Source organism: Collinsella sp. Sow4_E3 (assembly GCF_052116285.1).
GTDB lineage: Bacteria > Actinomycetota > Coriobacteriia > Coriobacteriales > Coriobacteriaceae > Collinsella.
Map to the genome: position 1 here is coordinate 34,314 of NZ_JBQKLJ010000010.1, position 23,962 is coordinate 58,275.

Here is a 23,962-nt window from a genome sequence, read left to right on the forward strand (position 1 = left end):
CTACTCGCCCTCCGGGGTCTCAATAACGTCGACTTCGGTAGCGCCTTCGGAGCCCTCGGTGACATGAGCCACGTCCGCACCCTCGGCCGCTACGTCAATAACCTCAACGCCTGCATCCTCGAGCTCGTCCTCGAACTCCAAGAAGTCCTCGGCGCCCTCAAAGTCAAAGGCGCGCTGGCAAATGCGAACCTCGTCGCCCGCACGGCAGCCGGCCTTCTCGAGCGCATCGTCGACACCCATGCGCGCAAACTTATGCTGCAGGTAGATGACAGCTTCCTCGTTTTCCCAGTCGGTCTGGATAACCATGCGCTCGATCGCGCGACCAACCACGCGGAAAGCACCCGGCTCTTCCTCAACAATGCGGAAGCGCTTCTCGCGCTGCAGACGGCGACGCTCCCACTCCTCATCGCGCAAATCGACCGGCTCATCGGAAACCGTAAGCTCCGCGCGGAGCTTAGCCACCTGCTCGCCCACGGCAAGCATCAGCGTGTTGAGGCCGGCACCCGTAACGGCGGAAACGGCAAAAAACATATGGCCGTCGTCGAGCGCTGCACGCTTAAGGTCGGCAATCTTGTCAGCCGTGCCCGGCGCATCGCACTTGTTGGCGACAACGATCTGCGGGCGCTCCGAGAGCTCGGCACCATACTGCTCGAGTTCGCGGTTAATGATGCGATAGTCCTCGACCGGATCGCGATCCTCAAAACCGCCCGTCATATCGACAACGTGCATGATCAAAGCAGTGCGCTCAATATGGCGCAGGAACTGGTGACCCAGGCCCTTGCCTTCACTCGCACCCTCGATGAGACCCGGTACGTCGGCGACGACATAGGAGTACTCACCGGCACGCACCATGCCCAAGTTGGGCACAAGCGTGGTAAACGGGTAGTCGGCAATCTTGGGACGGGCGGCACTCATGCGCGCGATGAGCGAGGACTTGCCCACCGAGGGAAAGCCCACGAGCGCGGCATCGGCCATAAGCTTCATCTCGAGCTCGATCCAGTGCTCCTCGGCAGGCTCACCCAGCTGGGCAAAAGCCGGAGCGCGGCGCACCGACGTCACAAAGTGGGTGTTGCCCAGACCGCCGGCCCCACCGGGCGCCACGACAACGCGCTCGCCGTCGTGCACCAGATCGGCAATCTCGAACATCGGGGTCTGCGTCTCGGGATCGAGCTCGCGGACTACGGTGCCCATGGGAACTTTCAAAATCAGGTCCTCGCCGCTCTTGCCATTGCGACGGGCGCCCTGGCCGTGCGTGCCGCGCTCGGCACGGAAGTGATGCTTAAAGCGGTAATCGATCAGCGAAGACAGCTGAGCATCGGCCTGGATGACGACATTGCCGCCACGGCCGCCGTCGCCGCCATCGGGGCCGCCCTTGGGAACAAATGCCTCGCGCCTAAACGACATGCATCCGGCTCCGCCGTCGCCGCCGCAAACGTTTATGCGGCTGATATCGGTGAACTGTGACAACAGAATCGCCTCCTACAAAAAAGAGGGAGACCCTTGAATCCTAAAACTCAAGTGCCTCCCACATATGTGCTCTATGAAGGGTGAATTACGCGTTCGCGAGCGGGCGTACGCTGACCCTGTGCTTGATACCCTTGTGGAACTCAACGGTACCGTCGACCAGCGCGAACAGCGTGTCGTCCTTGCCACGGCCAACGTTCGCACCCGGGTGGATGTGCGTGCCATGCTGACGGACGAGAATCGTGCCCGTGGTTACCGTCTGGCCGGCGAAGCGCTTCGTGCCAAGGCGCTGACCGCGGGAGTCACGGCCATTACGGGAGGAACCGAGTCCTTTTTTGTGTGCCATTGTGTATACCTACTCTTTCGTTACGAGTGTAATCTACTCGGCGACGGGAGCCTCGGCAACAGCCTCAGCCTCTGCCTTGACAGCCTTCTTGGCGCGGGAGGTAGCCTGAACCTTCACGATCTTCAGCTTGGTGAGCTGCTGACGGTGACCCTTCAGACGACGATAGCGCTTACGCTTGTGGAACTTGAAGACCAGCTGCTTCTCGCCCTTGAACTGCTCAACGATCTGAGCGGTAACCTTGGCCTTGGCCAGCTTGTCGGGATCGGTGACGATCTTCTTACCATCGTTGAGGAAGATGACCGGCAGGGTGACCTTGTCGCCCTCATTGCCCTCGATCTTCTCGACGGTGATGACATCGTCGGTGGCGACCTTGTACTGCTTGCCGCCCGTGTTAACGATTGCGTACATGTTTACTTGCCCTTCATGCATCAGTTAGTGCAACAGCCGAATATAGTAGCAGGCGATAATACCCCCGTCAACGAGTATGTGGAGCAAATCCACAAGTTCGCACAGGTATGGGGCTGACGAGTCGGCCCTCGTCGTCTTCGCATGCTTGATTCTGACGCTCGACATCGTAGGAGCAGATGGTCACGAGGTCTTGCATACCGGTGGAAACAATAGGTGCATCGACGCCCGGGGTCAAGCCCTGCAACAAAACATCAGCAGCAGAAAGCAAAATTTCCGGACGCATGGAGCCCTCGTTGTCGGCATGGGTGTCGAGTATGAGTACCAGATGCTCCGGGCGCTCCCCCGCCTTAAGCTCGTAGCCCACGAGCGTATGGTCCAAGTCCAGGCGCTTGCTCTTTTTGCCGCGCGCATAGTCGATGCCGTGGGCCGCACGCAACGTGTCAATCGCGGCGCGCACCTCATCGGCGCTCACGGGTGACTCAGGGTCCAGGTGCAGGTCGATGCGGTACGACAGGCGCGTGAGCTGGGCCGTCAGCGCCGGCGTGCGCACGTCGATGTATGCGGCCTCGATGGGCGCCAAATCGGCCGGAGATGCCGCGGCCAGTCGCCCAAAGGCCTCGTCTAGCGCGACGAACTCGGTCATAAACAGGTCATACCACTCGCAGGTCGACGACGTGCCCACGGGCAACGCCGACGAAAAGCCCACACGCATATGCGGCGAGAAACCCTGCGTCACAGCATAGGGCAGCCCCGCGCGACGCACGATACGCTCAATGGTATGGATTAGTTCCAAATGGCCAAGGTACTTAAGGCGGTCGCGCTTGCCGTAGCGAACGCGCAGCCTAAAGAGCGTGGAGTTGTCGGTCAAGCGCTCACTCATGCGCGATCACCCACCAATACGTTCTTGGCGTGGAGCGTGGGGCAGATTCCGCAGCCGGTGCACGACGTGCGGGTGCAGTCGGGCGTCGTGACACCCTCCAGCGAGCGACGGTATTCGCGCTCGAGGAAGCCACGCGAGCAGCCGGGGCTCACGTGCTCCCAGGGCAGATGCCAGTCCAGCTCGTAGGGCAGGTGCACGAGCTCGTTGAGGTCGATGCCGTTTTTGGCCGCGGCCTCCTTCCAGTTATCGAGCGAGAAATGCTCCACCCAGGCGTCAAAACGCGAACCGGCACGCCAGGCATCGATGATGACCGGCGTCATGTCGCGGCCTGCACGAGACAGCGCCGCCTCGATAAGCGAGGTCTCGGCATCGTGGTAGTGCACGCGGACCGCACGGTTGCGAACACTCGTAATGAGGAGCTTCTGACGGCGTTTGACGTCGTCGTAATCGAGCTGCGGGCACCATTGGAAAGGCGTGGCGGCCTTGGGAATAAACACCGACACCGAGATGGACACCGAGATGGAGCCGCGGCGCGCCTTGGGCACCACGGAGCGGCCGAGTTCCAGCACGTGATCGGCCAGGTTAGCGATGGCCACGATATCCTCATCGCGCTCGCCGGGAAGACCCATCATAAAGTAGAGCTTCATACGGTTCCAGCCGGCCTCGAAGGCCGCCTTGGCCGCGCGGTCCACGTCCTCCTCGGTCACGTTCTTGTTGATGATGTCGCGCATGCGCTGGCTACCGGCCTCGGGGGCAAACGTCAGGCCGCCCTTCTTTTCGCCGGCGACCGACTCGGCCATATCCACGCCAAACGAATCCAGGCGCTGCGAGGGGATGGACACGCGAATGCCCGTATCCTCCAAGCGGCGGTTGAGCCTGCCAAGCACGTCGCGGATGCAGGAGTGATCGGTGGTCGAAAGCGACGTGAGCGACACCTCGTCATAGCCGGTCTTTTCCAGACCCTGGATCACCGAGGACACAATCTGGTCGGCCGAGCGCTCGCGCACCGGGCGATACGTCATGCCGGCCTGGCAAAAACGGCAACCGCGAGCGCAGCCGCGCAGGATCTCGATAGACAGGCGATCGTGAACGAGCTGCGCATAGGGCACGCACGACTGCGACAATGGATTGGTAGCGCCAAAGTCCTCAACGACACGCTTGTAGACCACCGGCGGGACGTCCTTACCCTCGCGCGGCACGGTATAGCCGTGCGGTGAGCAGGGTTCGTCATAGCGCACCTCGTACAGCGAGGGCACATAGGTACCGGAGACGGTCGCGAGCCGCTCGACAATCTGGGCGCGCGGGACGCCCTCGTCACGCAGGCGGCGATGCAACTGGCAGATCTCGAGCAGCGACTCCTCACCCTCGCCAATCAGGATGGCATCGAAGAAGGCCGCATACGGCTCGGGGTTATAAACCGAAGGTCCGCCGGCGACGACGATGGGATCGTCCTCGGTGCGGTCAGCAGCCAGCAGCGGAATGCCGGCGAGGTCGAGCGCCTCGAGAAAGTTTGTCACGGCCATCTCGTGCGGCACGTGCATACCGACGATATCAAACGAGGCCACGGGCGCTGCGCCCTCGAGCGACAGCAGCGGGATACCGGCCTCGCGCATGGCATCGGCCATATCGGGCCACGGCACATAACCGCGCTCACAGGAGATGCCCTCGGCCTGGTTAAGGATGTTGTACAGGATGGCGATACCCTGGTTGGGCAGGCCGACCTCGTACACGTCCGGGTAAATCATGCAGCAACGATAGTCGGCATCGGCCTTGGAGAGCGTACCCCACTCGTGGTCGATATAGCGACTCGGCTTTTCGACCTTCGCGAGCAGCGGCTCAATCAAATGAAAACAGTCTTGGTATGGAACGCGCAAAAGAAACCCCTAAGCAGCAAGATCGGATGCATCCTCAAAAGGATTCATGGGACGGGTAGCGCCGGCAACCGTGGTCACCAGGTCGCGGACGCGCGAGAACGTGGCGGCAACCACCTCGTTGGCACGGCTGTAGTCGATATCGCGCTCGTAGAGAGACACGAGCGCACGACCCATGCCATAGGTGCCGGCGGCGGCGGTCAGTGCCTTGACGGCAAAGCCGATATGCGGCGTCTGCTTTACCAGGGCGCGAGTGACGGCGCGCATTACCAAGCCGCCGGCAAGCACGCCCGCGACCTCGTAGCCGCGCTCGGGCTTAATGCCGCGTCCAAAGATGGCCGCAAGCTCAAAGAGCATGCCAACCTGCGCCAGCGCCATAACGGGATAATCGGCCCCCGGCAAAAACACCAGCGCGCCCGTCGCCATATTGGTAAGCGCGCACGAGGTGATGATGCGGTTGGCGGCGGCGATGCGCATAAAGGCAAAGTTCGCCGCAAAGGCCGTCTCCTTTTCCGTACGGTCCAGGATCCAGCGGGCGAGCGTCTCGAGCAGATACGTCTTATCGGTGGCCGCTACCACGCCGAGCATGGGCGTGGACTCCTGGATAAAAGGCACCTCGACAGCGGACTCGGCCAGCACGCACACGGGCGCGCCGGCAATGACGAGCTCCTGCACGGAGCTCTCAAGGCGGTCGGAACCGCACGAAAGCACCAGCACCACGTCGGTATCGGTCTTGGGGACGATTCGCTCCTCACCCAGGCGCTCAACGCGCACAATGCCCGAGGTCGTCTGCGGCACAAAGGCATCGCGCACCGTCTCGACCAAAAAACGCGAGGCAGTCGAATCCAGGTAGACCGAAACGCGCACCGGCGTATCGGAATCCCTCTTGGTGGTCGCGCCCATTTTAAAAGCGCGGGTCAGCTTTTCCACGGGAATCTTCATGGCAAACCCCTCCAGCGGTTATGCGGCGCCCGAACGATGCCGCCATATGGATTGTACGATACCCACCGTCAGCAACTGGATCATCATCGACGACGAACCAAAGCTAATGAACGGCAGCGGAATACCGGTAATCGGCATCATGCCAATGCACATGCCGATGTTCTCGAACGTCTGAAATGCCCACATGCCGACAATACCCACGCATGACAAGCGTAGAAACAGAGACTCGCACTTAAAGGCGACGCGGATCGTCGAGAAGATGAGCAGCACATACAGGCACAGCAACAAAAAGGAACCGCAGAAGCCGAACGTCTCTGACAAAAAGGCGAAGACGAAGTCGGTATGGAACTCGGGCAGAAAGCCGCCGGCCGACTGCGTCGCATGCCCCAGCCCCTTACCAAAGAAACCGCCCGAGCCGACCGCGATCAACGACTGCTGCAGGTTGTACGCATCGTCCGAATCGGCGTTGTCGGGGTCGATAAAGACCGTCAGACGATTCATCTGGTACTGCTTAATGAGCACATCGTGACCGAGCAGCGAATCGAAGACCGAATCGAGCGCCAGGACGAGCGCCACGAAACCCACGAGCAGAGCCAAAGTCGACAGCACCCATTCGCGGCGCGCACCGCTCATGCAGATGACGATGGCGCCCGACACCAGCACGACCAGACCCGAACCCAAATCGCCCATGGCGACGACGGCCAAAAACGGAACGGACAGCATGCCGCAGAGCTTAATGTAGTCGCGAGCGGTATCGATGCGCCCGTTGTACTGCGAGCCAAGCGTGGCCATAAAGAAGATGGTGATGAGCTTGGCAAGCTCAACGGGCTGGAATGTTAAACCGATACCGGGAATCTTGATCCAACCCGTCATTCCCAAGCCGCCCGTGTAGGACAGGCCCGGAATCTTAGGCGAGAAGATCACGATGAGATCGATGACGAGCAGGGCCGTCGAAAAGTTGGAAATGCCGCGCAGGTCGGTGCGCCAGACGAGCACCGCCAGCACCGCGCCAATACCGATACCCAGCAGGTGACGCGAGAACGAGGCGTCGGCTTTAAACTGCGAGGCGGACCAGATAATAATGGCGCCATAGGTGACGAGCGCCACAGTCGCCAACAGCACGCCGACGTGCACCTTTTGGCGAAACGTTCCGCGCGATGCGGAAATCTGCTTGTTAACGCGGTCCAGGCTGCTGCGAGAGCCGGTTTTGGTTGAGCGGAACAGGTCCGCCGGCGAAAAGTCCATCCGCAACCTCCTATCGAACCGAGGAATCGCCCGTGGCCGTCGACGTGTCGGGCTCGTCATAAATCGCACCGAGGACATCGCGCACAACGTGCAGCGCGGTATCGGAGCCGCCGCCGCCTTGTTCCAAGACAGTGGCGATCACGTACTTGGGGTCATCGGCCGGCGCGTAGGCGCAAAACCACGCGTAATCGTCCTCGCCGCTCTTCTCGCCCGTGCCGGACTTGCCGTAGACCGTAGGGGTCAGGGAGTTAAAGTGCGCGGCGGTCGAAGTCGACGCCGAGTAAATCACATCGTGCATGCCGTTGCGGACCAGCGCAAGATCGGCATCGTTGTTAATTTGAGCCTCAAGGCGCTTCTTTTTGCCCTTGCCGTTGTACTTGTAGGCATCGCCGTCGCCATCACGCGAGACAGCAGACAAGAACACATGCGGCACATACTGTTTGCCGCCGTTGGCAATACCCATGTAGGCGCAGGCCATCTGCAGCGGTGTCACCAGAATGTCGCCCTGGCCGATGGCGATGTTGGTCATATCGCCGGCATTCCACTTGCGGTCCTCGGCCGAGGCGTCGGTAAAGTACGACTCTTTCCACTCGGCATCGGGAATGCGGCCCGCACCCTCACTCGGCAGGTCGATGCCGCAGGTCTTGCCCAGGCCCCAACGGCGAAAGACCTCTTGCAGGCCTTCGGGATGCTGGTCGTTGTAGAAAAAGGCCTTGCCCATATCGTAGAACACGGGGTCGCAGGAGTTGGCGATACCGGACTGCAGCGTCATCGTGCCGTGGCCGGAGTGCAGCCAGCAGTACTTTCCCCAAGATTTGCCCAAGCCGGTCCAATATCCCGTGCAGTTGGTCGTTTGACTCGAAGTGTACGTGCCAAATTCGAGGCCAGCCAACGCCGAGAGGGGTTTGATGGTCGAGGCGGACATGTACTGGCCGCTAATGGCGCGGTTGAGCAGCGGATGCGAGCCCTCGTCATCGTTAAGCTCGGTCCACACGTCATTGGAAACACCGCCGATAAAGACAGAAGGATCAAACTTGGGTTCGCTTGCCATGCCCAAGATCTCGCCGTTGTTGGGGTCGAGGCACACCACGGCACCGTTGCCGGCATTGCTATGGCCCGTAGTCTTGGCAAGCTCAATGGCATTCGCCAGAGCCGTCTCGCAGGCCTGTTGAATCTTAAGATCGAGCGTAAGCTTAATGTCAGAACCGGCCTTGGCGGGAACGGCGCCGGCTTGACCGGTAACGTTACCCGAGGCGTCAACTTTCACGGTCTGCTCACCGCGAATGCCCTGCAGCAGATTTTCGTAGTAAATCTCTACGCCCGCCTGACCCACAATATCGCCCGATTGATACGAGATCTGGCCAGCCGCGCTTTCGTTGCCGTCCGACGACTTCTTGTTCTGCGCCTCGAGCTGCTCGGAGGTAATGGTGCCGGTATAGCCCAAAATATGGCAGGCGGTCTCGCCATACGGGTACTGGCGCTCGGTGCGCTCGGCGATCTTCACGCCGGGAAACTCACCGGCGTGCTCCTGAATGTAGGCGACGGTAGAGCGGCGCACGTCAGTCGCGATCGTATGCAGGCTCTGCGCGCCCTCGGAATTGTCCTGGATGTTGCGCAGCACCGCGACATACGGCATGCCGAGCACGTTGGCAAGATGACGCACCAGCACCTTGTCGTCGGCAAGATCGCGATAGGCGACGACGGCGAGCGAGGGGCGGTTTTGCACCAGTGCGACGCCGTTGCGGTCCAAGATGCGGCCACGCACGGCAGGCGTGGTAACGGTACGGGTCTGATTGCTCTTGGCCTGCTTGTCGTAGTAGTCCGACGAGACCATCTGCATGCCCCACAGCTTAACGGCAAGCGCGGCAAACATGGCGCCCACGCCCGTGGTGAGGATGGAAAAACGGCCCTTGAAGGCCGTGGCGGCCGTATTGCCCTCGCCCTCGGTGGCGCGCGGGGCCGTTCCGTGCTGTGTGTCGTAGGTAAAGCGGGAGTCGCCGCGGCGCATGATGACCAGCGCGACCACAATGGCCACGACCAGCGCGATACCGGCGACAACAACCGTCAACTGGGAAGACATCTTGAGGCCTCCCCTATTTGAGCTTACGGGTCTTGGGCTTAAAGCGCATGCCCGTCTGACGCCCACCGCGCGCGGAGAACCCATAGCCAGACTGCGGAGCGGCGCCGGACATCAAAAACGGAATGGCAATCAAGCCCGTCAGGATCGAGGACGGCAGAGCGTGCCCAAAGATGGCCACCACAAAGCTCGTCTCCAGACCCATAAACAGCAAGATGATGCTGTAGACCACGTTGATGGCAAGCGCAAAGGCGCCCACGGTAATGCCGCGCGCGCTCGGCGAGCCGCCCGTCTGACCAGCCGCGCTGTGCACCAAAGCAAAACTGCCCACGGTCAGCAGCAGCGACATAACGCCCACCGGCACGGCGGCGGAAAGGTCGTAAAACAGACCGCTGCAAAAGCCGCACACGACGGCACGCGTAGGGTCGCCCGAAAACACGCTCAGGCACACCAAAATAATCATAAAGTTGACGCGACCGCCCGCGATGGAGATTTGCGGTGCCAGTCCCGTCTGCAGCAGCACGCAGACGATAGCGGCGATTGCAAAGGCACGGGAGCCAGTCCCCTGCTCGTGTAGATCCATGGACATGCCTCCCTATTCGCTCGATCCAGAATCGGACGCTTCGGCCGTGTCGGAATCATCATCCGATTTCTCGTCCTTAGACTGAGTCGCAGCACCGCGCGACGAGCCCTGCGGGGCACTATTGGCCGAGCTCACATCATCGTCCGAAGCCGACTGCTCGTCGGTGAGCGAGGTGATGACGAGCACTTCCTCGTTATTTTCGGCCGTGGTCTGCGCACGCACCACAATGGTGTAGTACACGTCGTTAGCCGACTTCTCGACCGAAGACACGGTGCCAAGCGGCAGTCCTTTGGGGAACACGCCACCGATGCCCGAGGTCACGATGATATCGCCAACCTTAACATCGGAGTCGACGCTCACGTACTCAAGACGCAGCGTGCCATCGGGCTGGCCCTGTAGCATGCCTTGTGCGCGCGTGTCCTGCACCATGGCGGACACACCAGAGTTCTCGTCGCCAATCAGGCGCACGGTCGATGTCTTGGCCGAAACCTCGATAATCTGGCCGATGACGCCGGCCGAGCTCGTCACGGGCATGTTGATGGTAAGCCCGTCGGCAGAACCCTTATCGATGGTGACGGTCGACGTCCAGGCGTCACCCGAGGCTCCGACAATACGAGCCGCAGTGGACTTGAGGTTATAGGTCGACTGCAGGCCCACAAGACCCTCAAGGCGCTCAGCGGTCTTTTGGGCCTCGGAAAGCTCCGCGACCTTGGAAGTGAGGACCTCGTTTTGCTTCTTAAGGTCGTCGAGCGACTCCTGCGAAGCGGTGAGGTTGGAGAACACGTTGCCGATGGCATTGAATGGCGCCGCCACCGCCGAGCCAACGAAACGCACCGGAGAGGTGATTGTCGTGACGCCCGAACGCACGGCATGTATCGGCCCGGCCTCGCCCTCTCGAATGTAAAACGTGAGCAGCAACACAGAAATCAGGCTGAAAACAATCAACGGGCGCATACCCGTTGATTGTCGTTTGGTATTCAGATTTGAAGAGAAACCCGAAGATCGTGCCAAATGGAATCCACCTTTTGGAAATTAAGCATTGGTCTGGACGAAACCGCCGTCAAACGCGTTGGCCTCGAGCACGCGGGCGCAACCGTTTACGACGTTGTCGAGCGCCGTGGGGCTCACGTTGACCGAAACGCCTGTCTCGTCGCGCAAGCGGACGTCGAGGCCGCGCAGCAGCGCACCGCCGCCGGTCAACAGAATGCCGTAGTACATAAGATCCGAGGCAAGATCGGGCGGCGTGGCGTCGAGTGCGTCCTTGACGGCCTTGGCCATCTCGTCGAGCGGCTTATTGAGCGCACGACGAATCTCCTCGCTCTCGATGCGCACGGTCTTGGGCAGGCCCGTGATCACGTCGCGGCCATTGACCTCGACGTCGAGCTCGTCCTTGAGCGGCACGGCAGAGCCGACCTTAATCTTAATGTCCTCGGCCGTGCGCTCGCCGATGGCCAAATTGTAGGCATCGCGAACATGTGTGAGGATAGCCTGATCGAACTCGTCGCCGGCAATGCGGATGGACTGCGACACGACGATACCGCCCATGGCGATAACGGCAACCTCGGTGGTGCCGCCACCGATATCGATGACCATGGAGCCGGTCGGCTCCTCGACAGGCAAGTCAGCACCGATAGCGGCAGCCATAGGCTCCTCGATCAGATAGGCCTGGCGAGCGCCAGCCTGAATCGTAGCCTCGAACACGGCGCGCTTCTCGACCGACGTGACACCGGAGGGAACGCATACGACGACGCGCGGACGAGGGGTCCACGGATAGCGCTTCTCGGAAGCCTTATCGATAAAGTAGCGAAGCATGGCCTCGGTGACATCGAAGTCGGCGATGACGCCATCCTTGAGAGGACGCACGGCCACAATGTTGCCGGGCGTACGGCCAAGCATACGCTTGGCCTCGATACCGACTGCAAGGATGCGCTCATCGTTTTTGTCGATGGCGACGACGGAAGGCTCGCGAATGACGATGCCCTTGCCGCGCACAGAGACAAGCGTATTGGCGGTGCCGAGGTCGATGGCTAGATCGCCCGCATAGCTACCGAAGAACATGTCCATCAAAGAAAACAACGCAACTCCTGATGTGTTGGATGATTGCTGGAAAACTACTAGCCCATCATACTAGCGCAAGCCCGGCACCTCACTTGCGGTGAAGCACCGGGCAGCGCCAAATCTCATAAGGTCACTACTGGTTGTCAGCGGCCGAGAAATCGATGTCGAGCGAAGATACCGCCCAGCCGATATGGTTGTCGGAGCGCACGAATTTGACGGTATATTCCTGCTCGCCGCCCTTGGACAGGGAAGCCTTCACCTTCGCGGTGGTCTCGGTCATGGACTGATCCATGCCCTCGATGGAGACGGTGGCACCCTGCGGGATCGAGGAGATAATCATCGCCTTGGCGTCCTCGGACAGGCTGGAGGCCAGGCAGGACTCGGCCTTAGCGGTATCACCGTCGCCGGCAGCCTGGAACAAATCGGTGATGACGGACTCCTGCGAGGGGATACCCATGCCGCGCGTGTAGGCAAAGCCCAAACCGCCCGCGGCAAGAACAATCAGCAGAAGCAAAACCAGGAAGACCTTGAGGCCCGTATGGCGATGGCGACGACGGACCTTGGCCTGCTTGCGGTCCCGACGATCCTGCTGGACCATCTCGGACTCGGACAGCGTAAAGAAGCCCGTGTCGGACGGATCGGGCATAAACTGGCCAGTGGCACCCGTGGGATCGAGCGAATCGACAGCAGTCGTATCCATGGCGGGCGCCGGGGCCGTGGCCATGGCGGTCTGGGCCGAAAGCGCGGCAAGTGAATCGTGCACGCGGGCAAGCTCATCGGCCTGCTCGGGTGTGAGCTGATAGATGCCGTCGGCGGTGGCGGCATTAAAGGCATCGAGCGCCTCGGAAGGACGACCCGCGGCAGAAAGCGCCTCGCCCATACCCGCGTTAAGCGCACGCGTGTCATCGCGCGGACCGGCAAAGTCGATAGCGGTGCGGTAGGTCTCCACGGCGTCCGCCGGTCGGCCAAGTTTGATGAAGCAGCGGCCGAGCTCGCCAAGGGCGGCCGCGGGGGCTGGATTGGCGCCATCGATGGCGGCCTGGCGGAAGGCAGTGCCTGCATTGGCGAAATCGCCCGACTGGAACAGCGCGTTGCCAAGACCCAGATAGGCCTTAAACGGCGTGGCATAGGAAGCATCCTGCGTTGCGGCGGAGAACGCCTGGGCTGCGGTCACATAGTCACCCACGGCAGCGAGCGCCTTGCCGCGGTTGGTGAGCAGCGCGCCGCGCTTTCCATAGGTGCCGTCGTTGAGGGCAGCCGCGTACGCCTCGGCAGCCTCGGCATACATACCCAGGTGCATCAGAGCGTTGCCACGCAGATGGTCGGCCTCGCCCATGATCTCGCTGGGGGTCTTTGCCGCACCGAGCATCTGAGCGGCAGCGGAAAAGTCGCCCGCACGATAAGCGGCTCGACCCTGTTGAATCAGCTGGCTATTCAAGGAAGTCCCCTTTTACTCGTGAACGATCTCGACATGGACGATCTCGTCGCCGGCACGCAGTTGCGAAATCACGTCGAGGCCCTCGACCGTGGTACCAAAGACGGTGTAACCGGAATCCAGATTGTGCTGGGCTCCCAGGCAGAAGTAGAACTGGGAGCCCGCGGAATCGGGATCCATGGAACGTGCCATGGCAAGCGCACCGTCCACATGGCTGTTGCGCGGGTTGGTGGCAAACTCTCCCTTGATGCAGTAGCCGGGGCCACCGGTGCCGGGCATACCGTCGGGGCCCTCAAGGCCGGCGGCGACGTCAGCGCCGGACATATCGCGGGTATTGGGGTCGCCGCCCTGGATCACAAAGCCGGGCACATAGCGGTGAAACTTAAGGCCGTCATAAAAGCCCATGGTGGAAAGCTCGCAGAAGTTCGCCACATGGATGGGAGCGCCCTCGCCGTCAAATTTGACCTTGATCGTACCCTTCGACGTCTCGATGATCGCACACTCATCACCAGCGAGCTGGTACTCGGGCGTATAAAGCTCTTTCTTAAAACCAAACATGTGGTTCCTTCCTCGTGCGTTTAAAGCATATTTGTACGAATTGTAGCAATAAGCACGGGCTTCCATCAATTGCGCACGCAGGTTATGCCGTCGGAGGGCAACAAATTACGAACGCGGCTGCGGCTTCCAGGCGCTCACATTGGCATCGTACTGGTTAAGGGCGCTGTTGCCGCCCTGTGCGATGGGCGCCAAGATTTCACTCTGGCGTGCGCTCAGCGACTCGCCATCGGGAATGGACAGCGAGATATCCCAGCTCTGGCAGATCATGTCGACGCGCTCGTACATCCACTCGGCAAGCTGTTTGAGGTGCTCGATATCCTCTGCGTAGACGGTATCATCTTGCACCTTAAGGTTGTTGAGCTCGTCTTGGGTCTTTTTGATCTGGTCGCGCAGGGCATAAGCGCTCTGCGACAGCTCCTGACGCGTGGAGAGCGGCGTGCGCAGGTACCCGCTGTTAAACGAGTCGACAACCTCGCCGATCTGATCATCGTCGCCATACGACACGATGGTCTGATACAGACCGTCGAGCTTGGTATAGAGCTGGTCGTCGGAAAGGACGGTCTCCTCCTGGACCACCTCGGCGGTATCGTCGGAATTGGTCTCTTCCTCGGTAGCCTCGCCCTTCTGGCGCGAGGGGAACGTCGTCTTGGCGGCCTGGCCAAACTGGTCGTAAAAGCCCGGCATAACGCCCATGGGGTCCGACGTCACAAACCAATAGGCACTGCCGCACACGGCAGCGAGCAACGCGATGACGATGAGCGGCTTGGGAATACGGCGCTTGTGCTTGTGGTAGGCATCCTCGTCAGGATGCACCTTGCGCTTGGGTTTTTGATTTTTGGACTGAGCGTCGTCACGAAGGGACACCGGCAGCGGAATATCGACCTTGGGAATGCCAAAATCCCTGTCGAAAGCCGGCAGCACGCAGGTCTCATTGGGATCGGCGGCATCGGAAAGTACCGCGGCGGCAGAGGCCGGCGCATGGGGTACCTCGGTATCGATCTGCTCCTGCGTCAGGCGGGGAAAACCAGCCGTGCGCCCAGCAGCCAGGTCGGATGCGGCCGCATCCTCGGATAGAATGCCCGGGGCAGGGCGCCCGCACTTGGAACAGGTGCGGTCATGCGGCGACAGACGGGCACCGCAGCCTTCGCAGAACACAAACTCGGTGTGCTCGGGGCCATCGCCCGGGCCAACATAGGTATTGCAATAGGGGCAGAACGAGGAGCCGTCCTCTATGGTCTTGAGACAATGCGGGCAAATCACGGCAGCCTCTTTTCGGAATCATTCGAACCATCGAGGTTAGAGCATAACATCGCTACGCCCCTAAAGGCACAGGGCACCAATTCAACATCGCAGGGTAGCTAATTTGGGACGGGGCTTTTTTAGCTGCCCTGGCCGCCAATCGGCCAAATAGATCGCGTCATCAGCCGGGTAGCTAAAAAAGCCCCGTCCCAAATTAGCTACCCTGTGAGGTGCGGTTACTTCTTCTTCTTGCTCGGCATCGAAACCTTAATGCCCTGCGCGGACTTGGTCACGCGCGAGCGCTTGGCGCCCGCGCCCTTCATTTTTTTGGGCTGGGTCTTTTCCACGCCCTCGAGCGCGCGGGCTTCGGCCTCACGTGTCGTACGCTCCTCGCGGCGCTGCGCCATGTCGGCGGCGACGCGCTTGGCAAAACGCTCGGCCGTCGAGCCCGTCGAGCTCACCTTGCCGCCACCGCGGCCCAAGCGAACGCGCACGCCGCGGCCAAAGCCAGTGGCGGCATGGCGGCGACGCGGCTTAAGCGAATCCATCATCGAGGCGAGTTTAAAGAACACGCCGCAAGTAAAGACCACAATCACCAGAAGGATAATTGCCTCGCCCATCGACAAGTTGGCGATAGACAGCAGCTCGGGGAATCCGATAACGCCCACCAAGATGCCGACGACGACAAATACAAAGAGCATCACGCGCAAGGGAGTGAGCGGCTGCGAGATACGCCAGATCAGGCTCACGCTTGCCGCGCACGACGTGAGAAGGCACATCGTCGACAGCGTGAGCTGGCTAAAGCCAAACACGCGCGCCACAAAGATGTCGAGCGCCGCGGCCAAAATGACTGCAACCGACGCCGGCAGCGCGCGCTTGAGCACATTGGTCAAGAATGAGCCCTTCACGCGGGCATTGTTGGGCTCAAGGCCCAGCACAAAGCCCGGCGCGCCGATGCAGAAGAAGTTAATGAGCGTCATCTGGATAGGCTCAAAGGGATACGGCGGCAGCGCGATGCACAGCGCCGCCAGGCCCATCGAAAACAGCGTCTTGGTCAGGAACAGCGAGGCCGAACGCTGCAGGTTGTTGATGGATCGACGGCCCTCGGCCACCACGGCGGGCATCGAAGCAAAGTCGTTATCGACCAGCACGATCTCGGCCACGTTGCGTGCGGCGTCGGAACCGGCGGCCATGGCCACGGAGCAGTCCGCCTCCTTGAGCGCCAGCACATCGTTGACGCCGTCGCCCGTCATGGCAACGGTATGGCCGCGACGCTTGAGCGCCTGCACGAGCTCGCGCTTCTGCTGCGGGGTCACGCGGCCAAAGACATGGTAGCGGTCCACCGCCGCATCAATCTTGGACGGCGTATCGAGCGTCGTGGCGTCCACATAAGCGTCCGCCCCCGGCACGCCCACCACGCGCGCGATCGACGACACCGTACGCGGGTCGTCGCCACTGATCACGTTAAGGGTCACACCCTGCTCGTTAAAGTAGCCGATGGTCTCGGCGGCCGAAGTGCGAATCTCATCGCGAATGGTCACAAAGCCCACGGGCTCGGCCTCGCCCACCATATCGCCATCGGGCGTAAAGCCGTCCACACGGGCCACCACGAGCACGCGGCAGGTGTCGGCAAGCTCGGCCACACGATTTTCGACCTGCGCAAAGATACGCTCCGAAAGCACAAATTGCGCCGCGCCCATCACATAGGAGCCCTGCGCAAACGAGGCGCCGCTCCACTTTTTGGAGGACGAAAACGGAATGACCGACAGCGGCTCGGACACCTCGACCGGGCGGTCGGCGTAGTAGTTGAGCAGCGCCTGGCAGGTCTCATTGGCATCAGCCGAGGTCGCGCGCGCGACATTGGCAAGCGCAAAATCGAGCACAGTAGTATCGACGGTGACAGGTGCCTCGTCCGGGGCCAAGCCCACGCCCTCAACGGGCAACGGATAGGTGCCCTCGACCTCCATGCGACCCGACGTGATAGTGCCCGTCTTGTCCAGGCACAGCACGTCGACGCGCGCGAGCGTCTCGATGCAATAGAGCTGCTGCGCGAGTACCTTGCGGCGCGCCAGGCGCACCGTGGCGATGGCAAGCACCGACGAGGTCAGCAGCACCAGGCCCTGCGGAATCATGCCCAAAAGAGCGCCCACCGTGGACAGCAGCGCCGACGAAGGCACGCGACCGGCCAGCAGCTCGGAAAAGCACCACGAAAGCGCGCTATCGCCCGGCGTACCGGCTGCATCCCATAGCCCGCTCACACTCGAGGCAAACAAGGCCAGACCAAGCGGAATCATGATGACGCTCGCAAAACGCACGATAGCGTTGAGCGCGTTCATGATCTCGGAATTGACCTTTTTGACGTACTTGGCCTCGTTGTTGATCTTGGCCACATAGTTATCCGCACCAACATGGACCACGCGGGCACGCAACAGGCCCGAGTCGATAAAGCTGCCGCTCATGAGCTCGGAACCAGGTTGCTTCTTAATAAGGTCGCTCTCGCCCGTCAGCAGACTTTCGTTAACGAGCGCCTCGCCCGATACCACCACGGCGTCGGCAGGTATCTGGTCCCCGCGCCCCAGACGAATGATGTCGTCGAGCACGATCTGGTCCAAGTCGAGCTCCACCTCGGCACCATCGCGCACCGCGATGGCCTTCTTAGAGGTCAGCAATGTGAGCTTATCGACCATCTTCTTGGAGCGCATGGACTGGATAACGCCAATGGCGGTATTGAGGAACACCACAAACAGGAACGTCAGGTTCTTAAACGATCCGGTCATAATGACCAAAATCGCTAAGACCACGTTGATCAGATTGAACAGCGTGCAGAGATTTTCGATGATAAGCTCACGAACCGATTTGGTCTTGAGCTCCATGTTGCGGTTGATCTTGCCGGCGGCAATGCGCTCCTCGACCTCGGCGGTCGAAAGTCCGCGCTCGATATCCGTCGTTGCCATACCACGTCCCATCACGTCGCGTCGGTATAAGAAAAACCGCCCGGACCATGCGAGGTTCGGACGGTCTTACGTTCGATGGTGCCCCATGTTGGATTCGAACCAACGGCCTTCTGCTCCGGAGGCAGACGCTCTAATCCCCTGAGCTAATAGGGCCAACGGTTGGCATTATACCCAAGTGCGCCACGAGCTAACAACATAACAGAAAAAGCTTTGCAATTACGTGGGAGACGAAGCGCAACGGCTCACTTTAGGACGCAAAAGTGAAATAATTAGTATAAACTCTCATGCACCATATGATACGGCTCGCACTGCGGGCCGTTTTTGCAAGGGTTATCCATCGAGGTGAGAGGCACACCATGATTGCAATTTTAAAGCAGAGCGCCAGCGATGAGGCCATCGGCCACATCGTCAGCTGGATTGAGAAGAAGGGTCTCAAAACCGACGTGTCGCGGGGCGAGAACGAGACCATCATCGGCCTGGTGGGCGATACAACCAAGATCGACCCGTTCCTGCTCGAGTCCATGGACGTCGTCGAGCGTGTGCAGCGCGTCTCCGAGCCGTTCAAGCGTGCCAACCGCAAGTTTCACCCCGAGGACTCTGTTATCGACTGCGGCCACGGCATCAAGATCGGCGGCGACCAGTTCCAGGTCATCGCCGGACCCTGTTCCGTCGAGGGCGAAAACCTCATTCGCATCGCCCGTCGCGTAAAGGCCGCCGGCGCCACCATGCTGCGTGGTGGTGCCTACAAGCCCCGCACCTCCCCTTACGCCTACCAGGGCATGGGCCCCGCCGGCCTGGACCTGCTATGCGAGGCCTCGGCCGAGCTCGACATGCCGATCGTCACCGAGATCATGGACCCGCGCGACGTGCAGGTCTTCTTGGATAAGAAGATTGACGTCATGCAGATCGGCGCCCGCAACGCCCAGAACTTCCCCCTGCTCAAGGAGGTCGGCAAGACCAAGACCCCGGTCCTGCTCAAGCGCGGCATGTCCGGCACCGTCGACGAGCTGCTCATGGCTGCCGAGTACATCATGAGCGAGGGCAACGACAACGTCATCCTGTGCGAGCGCGGCATTCGCACCTTCGAGACCCGCACCCGTAACACCTTCGACCTCAACGCCGTGCCGGTGCTGCACCACCTGTCGCACCTGCCCGTCGTGGCCGACCCCAGCCATGCCACCGGCTACACCCGCTACGTTGAACCCATGGCGCTCGCCGCGACCGCCTGCGGCGCCAACGGTCTGGAGATCGAGGTCCACGACGAGCCCAGCCGCGCATGGTCCGACGGTGCTCAGGCCCTCACCCCCGACCAGTTTGACGACACCATGCGCCGTATCCGCGCCATCCGCGAGGTCGTCTGCCAAGAGACCATGGAGTAGCCCATGGGTACGGTAAGAAACGCGCGCGTTAACCAGGGCGGCCCCAAATGCGCCGGCGTTGTGGGCCTGGGTCTGATCGGCGGCAGCTTTGCCCGCGGCTATGCGCAGGCGGGCGTCCGCGTGCTGGCCTGGGACCCCGACGATGACGTCATGACGGCCGCCAGCATGGGCACCGTCGCCGGCGAGCTCAACGACGAGACGCTCGGCGAGTGCGACATCATCGTGCTGGCCTGTTACCCCGAGGCCTGCATCGAGTGGCTCGAGACGCACGCCCAAGCACTCGCCGACGCCACCGATACCGAGGCCATCATGGGGCCCGTGGTGATTGACACCGTGGGCGTGAAGGGCATCGTGTGCGAGCGTGCCTTCGAACTCGCCCACGAGTACGGGTTTTACTTTGTGGGCGCGCACCCCATGGCGGGCACCCAGTACTCGGGCTACGCTCACTCCCGTGCCGACCTGTTCCAGGGCGCGCCACTCGTGCTCGTGCCGCCTGCAGTGGACGATGCGCTCAAGCTTGAGCTTTTAGGCCAGGTGCGCGAGATGGTGCGCCCCTTAGGGTTTGGCAAGTTCAGCGTGACCAGCGCTGCCGAGCACGACCGCGTGATCGCCTTTACGAGCCAGCTCGCGCACGTCGTCTCAAACGCCTACGTAAAGAGCCCGACCGCCCAGGTCCACCACGGCTTTTCGGCCGGTAGCTACCGCGACCTTACCCGCGTGGCGCACCTCAACCCCCAGATGTGGTCCGAGCTCATGATTGACGACGCCGACGCGCTCGCCTTCGAGATCGACCATCTGATCGACTCGCTCGGCGCCTACAGCCTTGCGCTCAAGGACCGCGACCAGCGCTATCTTGAGAATCTCCTTGCCGAGGGCGACCGCATCAAGCGCGCGCTCGACGACGAGGCCGCCCACTAGACCACCTATCACGCTAGGTCGAAAGGACCAAAGCTTATGGCGATTACCATCGATATCGACACCGCACGCCCCTACCAGGTGCATGTCGGCACGTTTTTGCTGGAGCAGGCGGGCCCGCTCGTCCGCGCCACCGCCGGCGGTACCAAAGCCGTCATCGTGACGGACACCAACGTGGGCCCACTCTACCAAATGCCTGTTAAGCAGAGCCTGGAGGCTGCGGGCTATACGGTGAGTGTCTGCACCTTCGAGGCCGGCGAGGCCCACAAGCGCGCCGAGACCTACATTGCCATCCTGGAGTTTGTGGCCGAGCACGAGCTTTCGCGCTCCGACGTGATCGTGGCACTCGGCGGCGGCGTTGTAGGCGACGTGGCTGGCTTTGTGGCCGCCACCTACATGCGCGGCTGTAAATTTGTGCAGATCCCCACGAGCCTGCTCGCTATGGTTGATTCTTCGGTGGGCGGCAAGACGGCCATCGACCTGGCCGCCGGCAAAAACCTGGCCGGCGCCTTTTGGCAGCCGAGTGTTGTTATTGCCGACGTGGGGTGTCTCGCCACCCTCACGCCCGAGCAGTTCGCCGACGGCTGCGGAGAGGTCGTCAAACACGCCGTGATCGCCGACCCCGAGCTTTTCACCGAGTTGGAGAAAACCCCGCTCACACTGGAGCTCCTCAACCGCGACGTTGCCCGTGTGGCGCTCATCATCGCCCGCAATATCGACATTAAACGCGCCGTGGTTGTCGCCGATGAGCGCGAGACCAACCAGCGCAAGCTGCTCAACTTTGGACACAGCGCTGGACACGCTGTCGAGGCCTGCGAGCACTTTGAGCTGGGACATGGCAACTGCGTGTCGATCGGCATGGGTATCATCACGCGCGCCGCAGCGCTTCATGGCATTTGCGACGCCGAGCTGCCCGGCCGCATCGAGGAGCTCTGCGCACGCCACGGCCTTAAGACCCGCTGCGAGCTTTCCGCCGACGCCATCTTTGCCGAGGCACTGCACGACAAAAAACGAGCCGGTGACACCATCGACTTGGTAATTCCGCACGGCATTGGCCGCTGCAGCATCGACCGCACGCCGCTTTCCGCCTTCCATGATTTAATTGCCGAGGGCCTCGGCCAGAAGGGAGACGCCTCCGCATGCTAGCCCGCATCACTCCGTCCCCACTCAAGGGCACCGTCCCCGCCATCGCATCCAAGTCGATGGCGCACCGCCTGATCATCTGCGCCGCCCTTGCCAACGGTGAGACACATGTGACCTGCAACACCACCTGCGCCGATATCGAGGCCACGGTGCGCTGCCTCACGGCGCTCGGCGCCCGCATCGAGACCGTCGAGGATGGCTTCCAGGTCCATCCCACTATGAAGAGTATTGAGTTTGGCCTGCTCAAAGCACTTGCCGGCGGCACGCTCGACTGCGGCGAGAGCGGCTCCACGCTCCGCTTTATGCTGCCCGTCGCCTGCGCGCTGGGGGCAGAGGCAACCTTTGTGGGCCAGGGCCGTCTGGGCGCACGCCCCCTCTCCCCGCTCTCCGACGAGATCATCGCCGCCGGCTGCGACCTGCAGGGCCTGGGCGGCTTTCCGCTCAAGACGAGCGGCCGCATGCGCCCGGGCACATTTATCCTGCCGGGCAATGTGAGCTCACAGTACATCTCCGGTCTACTGTTGGCAGCCCCGCTGCTGGCCCAGCCCTCCTGCGTGCAGGTGACCGGCCTTATCGAGAGCCGCCCCTATATCAACCTGACCATCCAGGCCATGAAGGCCTTCGGCGTCGAGGTCAACGTCGAGCGCATCCCCGCTAAGAATGGCAAGCCCGAGGTCACAAACTTCCGCGTAAGCAGCGGCTCGTACCGCACGCCCGGCAGCGTGGCTGTCGAGGGCGACTGGTCCAACGCCGCCTTTTGGCTGTGCGCCGGCGCCATCGGCTCCGACCCCATCACCGTGGAGGGCGTGTCGCTCAGCTCCGCCCAGGGCGACCGCAACGTGCTTGCCGCGCTCTCGCGCTTTGGCGCCCGCATCGTGCGCTCCACCAACGCCGCCACCGTGCAGTCCGATAAGCTCGCAGGCTTTGAGATGAGCGCGCACGACATCCCCGACCTGGTGCCCGTTATCTCTGCCGTGGCATCGCTGGCACAGGGCCGCACGTTCATCCGCGATTGTGCCCGCCTGCGCATCAAAGAATCCGACCGTCTTGCCACTACCACCCGCGAGCTCACCGCGCTGGGCGCGCAGGTGCGCATTGCCGGCGACGATCTCATCATCAAGGGTGTCGACGCCTTTACCGGCGGCGAGGTCGATTCGCACAACGACCACCGCATCGCCATGATGGCCGCTATCGCCGCGAGCCGTGCCACCGGCGAGGTCGTAATTCACGGCGCCGAGGCCGTCAATAAGTCCTATCCCGATTTCTTTGACCACTACCGCCTGCTGGGCGGCAAGGTCAAGCTCGAGGAGGAGTAGCATGTCCTCGACCTTTGGCAACGTATTGCACTTAAGCATCTTCGGCCAGTCGCACTCCCCCGCCATCGGCTGCTCGCTCGACGGCATTCCGGCAGGTATCGCCGTTGACCAGGAGGCGTTGCAGGCCTTTTTGGACCGTCGCGCCCCCGGGCGCGACGAGACCGCGACCAAGCGCCGCGAGGCCGACGCCGCGCACATCATTGCCGGTGTGGTCGATGGGCACACCACCGGCGCGCCCATAGCCGCGATTATCGAAAACACCAACACGCGCTCCAAGGACTATTCCGAGCTGCGCCGCAAGCCCCGCCCGGGCCATGCGGACTACCCCGCGCGCGTGAAGTACCGCAATATGCATGATGTCGCCGGCGGCGGGCATTTTTCCGGCCGCCTGACGGCCCCCTTATGCATCGCCGGCGGCATTGCGCTGCAGGCACTCGAGGCGCGCGGCATTAAGGTGATGGCACACGTGGCGCAGATCGGCGGCATCTCCGACCTGCCCATGGACGACATGGTCTATCGCGAGGCCGACCGCAAGGCGATCCTTACGAACGACCTGCCCTGCATTGACGCTGCTGCTGCCGGTCGCATGCGCGAGGAAATTCTCGCCGCACGCGATGAGCTTGATAGCATCGGCGGCATCGTGGAGTGCGGCATCTACGGCCTTCCTGCGGGCATCGGCGACCCCATGTTCGATGGCATCGAGAACCGTATCGCGCAGATCGCGTTTGGCATCCCCGCCGTAAAGGGCGTGGAGTTTGGCATGGGCTTTGCCGTGGCCGCCATGCGCGGCAGCGAGAACAACGATCCGTACCGCATAGATGCCGCCGGCGAGATTGCGGTCGAGTCCAATAACGCCGGCGGCATCTTGGGCGGCATTTCAACGGGCGCGCCCGTCATGTGGCGGATGGCCGTAAAGCCGACGCCCTCCATCGGCCGGGCACAGCAGACCGTGGACATGGACGCCATGGAAAATGCGGAGCTCTCGGTCCACGGCCGCCATGATCCCTGCATCGTCCCGCGCGCCGTCCCCGTAGCCGAAGCAGCCGCGGCACTCGCCATCTGGGACGCCCTCCTCGAGGACGCCGCCCAGCGCTAGCCCGCCCACCCCGAGGGTAGCTAATTTGGGACGGGGCTTTTTTAGCTACCCCC

At 61.8% G+C, this 23,962-nt stretch carries 20 protein-coding genes and 1 tRNA gene; 5 read left to right on the forward strand and 16 right to left on the reverse strand.

The window, feature by feature from the left end; all coding sequences use genetic code 11:
- The 16 genes from obgE to ACTQ48_RS07205 form a co-directional block, all read right to left on the reverse strand.
- Complete coding sequence (gene obgE, locus ACTQ48_RS07130; RefSeq protein WP_441570466.1) at positions 1-1,467, reverse strand: GTPase ObgE; 1,467 nt, start codon at positions 1,465-1,467, stop codon at positions 1-3.
- 85 nt (positions 1,468-1,552) lie between these two features.
- Positions 1,553-1,810, reverse strand: a complete 258-nt coding sequence (rpmA, locus tag ACTQ48_RS07135) for a 50S ribosomal protein L27 (protein WP_154516202.1) — start codon at positions 1,808-1,810, stop codon at positions 1,553-1,555.
- 33 nt (positions 1,811-1,843) lie between these two features.
- Complete coding sequence (rplU, locus tag ACTQ48_RS07140; protein ID WP_035138585.1) at positions 1,844-2,218, reverse strand: 50S ribosomal protein L21; 375 nt, start codon at positions 2,216-2,218, stop codon at positions 1,844-1,846.
- A gap of 67 nt (positions 2,219-2,285) precedes the next feature.
- Positions 2,286-3,098: a TIGR03936 family radical SAM-associated protein gene (locus ACTQ48_RS07145; protein WP_441563406.1), complete on the reverse strand. Its 813-nt coding sequence runs from the start codon at positions 3,096-3,098 to the stop codon at positions 2,286-2,288.
- A complete protein-coding gene (locus ACTQ48_RS07150; RefSeq protein ID WP_441563405.1) occupies positions 3,095-4,972 on the reverse strand; it encodes a TIGR03960 family B12-binding radical SAM protein in 1,878 nt (625 codons plus the stop codon). Before ACTQ48_RS07150 ends, ACTQ48_RS07145 begins: the two co-directional genes overlap by 4 nt.
- A gap of 9 nt (positions 4,973-4,981) precedes the next feature.
- Complete coding sequence (locus ACTQ48_RS07155; RefSeq protein WP_441570467.1) at positions 4,982-5,911, reverse strand: YcjF family protein; 930 nt, start codon at positions 5,909-5,911, stop codon at positions 4,982-4,984.
- A gap of 18 nt (positions 5,912-5,929) precedes the next feature.
- Positions 5,930-7,156, reverse strand: coding sequence for an FtsW/RodA/SpoVE family cell cycle protein (locus ACTQ48_RS07160; RefSeq protein WP_441563403.1), 1,227 nt, complete (start codon positions 7,154-7,156; stop codon positions 5,930-5,932).
- A gap of 10 nt (positions 7,157-7,166) precedes the next feature.
- The gene (mrdA, locus tag ACTQ48_RS07165; RefSeq protein WP_154516187.1) at positions 7,167-9,236 is read right to left on the reverse strand and encodes a penicillin-binding protein 2; all 2,070 of its coding nucleotides are present in this window, start codon (positions 9,234-9,236) and stop codon (positions 7,167-7,169) included.
- A 13-nt stretch (positions 9,237-9,249) separates the two neighbouring features.
- Positions 9,250-9,816 (reverse strand): hypothetical protein, encoded by a 567-nt coding sequence (locus ACTQ48_RS07170; protein ID WP_441570468.1) that lies wholly within the window; start codon positions 9,814-9,816, stop codon positions 9,250-9,252.
- 12 nt (positions 9,817-9,828) lie between these two features.
- Positions 9,829-10,770 carry a rod shape-determining protein MreC gene (gene mreC / locus ACTQ48_RS07175; RefSeq protein WP_441570469.1) on the reverse strand — a complete coding sequence of 314 codons (942 nt, stop codon included), beginning with the start codon at positions 10,768-10,770 and terminating at the stop codon, positions 9,829-9,831.
- Between the two features lie 78 nt (positions 10,771-10,848).
- Entirely contained in the window at positions 10,849-11,880 is a 1,032-nt protein-coding gene (locus tag ACTQ48_RS07180; protein ID WP_006236061.1) for a rod shape-determining protein, read from the reverse strand.
- Between the two features lie 127 nt (positions 11,881-12,007).
- Positions 12,008-13,312 carry a tetratricopeptide repeat protein gene (locus ACTQ48_RS07185; RefSeq protein ID WP_441554369.1) on the reverse strand — a complete coding sequence of 435 codons (1,305 nt, stop codon included), beginning with the start codon at positions 13,310-13,312 and terminating at the stop codon, positions 12,008-12,010.
- Positions 13,313-13,324: 12 nt separating this feature from the next.
- Positions 13,325-13,867 (reverse strand): peptidylprolyl isomerase, encoded by a 543-nt coding sequence (locus tag ACTQ48_RS07190; protein WP_154516178.1) that lies wholly within the window; start codon positions 13,865-13,867, stop codon positions 13,325-13,327.
- 105 nt (positions 13,868-13,972) lie between these two features.
- Complete coding sequence (locus tag ACTQ48_RS07195; protein WP_441570470.1) at positions 13,973-15,127, reverse strand: zinc ribbon domain-containing protein; 1,155 nt, start codon at positions 15,125-15,127, stop codon at positions 13,973-13,975.
- Between the two features lie 215 nt (positions 15,128-15,342).
- Complete coding sequence (locus ACTQ48_RS07200) at positions 15,343-18,060, reverse strand: HAD-IC family P-type ATPase (RefSeq protein WP_441570471.1); 2,718 nt, start codon at positions 18,058-18,060, stop codon at positions 15,343-15,345.
- Positions 18,061-18,136: 76 nt separating this feature from the next.
- Positions 18,137-18,213: transfer RNA gene (locus ACTQ48_RS07205), tRNA-Arg, on the reverse strand.
- Between the two features lie 203 nt (positions 18,214-18,416).
- Here ACTQ48_RS07205 and aroF point away from each other — a divergent pair.
- Genes aroF through aroC form a run of 5 tightly spaced genes read left to right on the forward strand, consistent with a single transcriptional unit; the run spans position 18,417 to position 23,909 of the window.
- Positions 18,417-19,439, forward strand: coding sequence for a 3-deoxy-7-phosphoheptulonate synthase (gene aroF / locus ACTQ48_RS07210; RefSeq protein WP_154516169.1), 1,023 nt, complete (start codon positions 18,417-18,419; stop codon positions 19,437-19,439).
- A 3-nt stretch (positions 19,440-19,442) separates the two neighbouring features.
- On the forward strand, positions 19,443-20,357 hold the full coding sequence (locus ACTQ48_RS07215) for a prephenate dehydrogenase (RefSeq protein ID WP_441570472.1): 915 nt from the start codon (positions 19,443-19,445) through the stop codon (positions 20,355-20,357).
- Between the two features lie 36 nt (positions 20,358-20,393).
- Positions 20,394-21,500, forward strand: coding sequence for a 3-dehydroquinate synthase (gene aroB, locus ACTQ48_RS07220; protein ID WP_441570473.1), 1,107 nt, complete (start codon positions 20,394-20,396; stop codon positions 21,498-21,500).
- A complete protein-coding gene (gene aroA / locus ACTQ48_RS07225; RefSeq protein ID WP_441545344.1) occupies positions 21,494-22,813 on the forward strand; it encodes a 3-phosphoshikimate 1-carboxyvinyltransferase in 1,320 nt (439 codons plus the stop codon). Before aroB ends, aroA begins: the two co-directional genes overlap by 7 nt.
- A 1-nt stretch (position 22,814) precedes the next feature.
- Complete coding sequence (aroC, locus tag ACTQ48_RS07230) at positions 22,815-23,909, forward strand: chorismate synthase (RefSeq protein ID WP_441545343.1); 1,095 nt, start codon at positions 22,815-22,817, stop codon at positions 23,907-23,909.
- Positions 23,910-23,962: the final 53 nt, after the last annotated feature.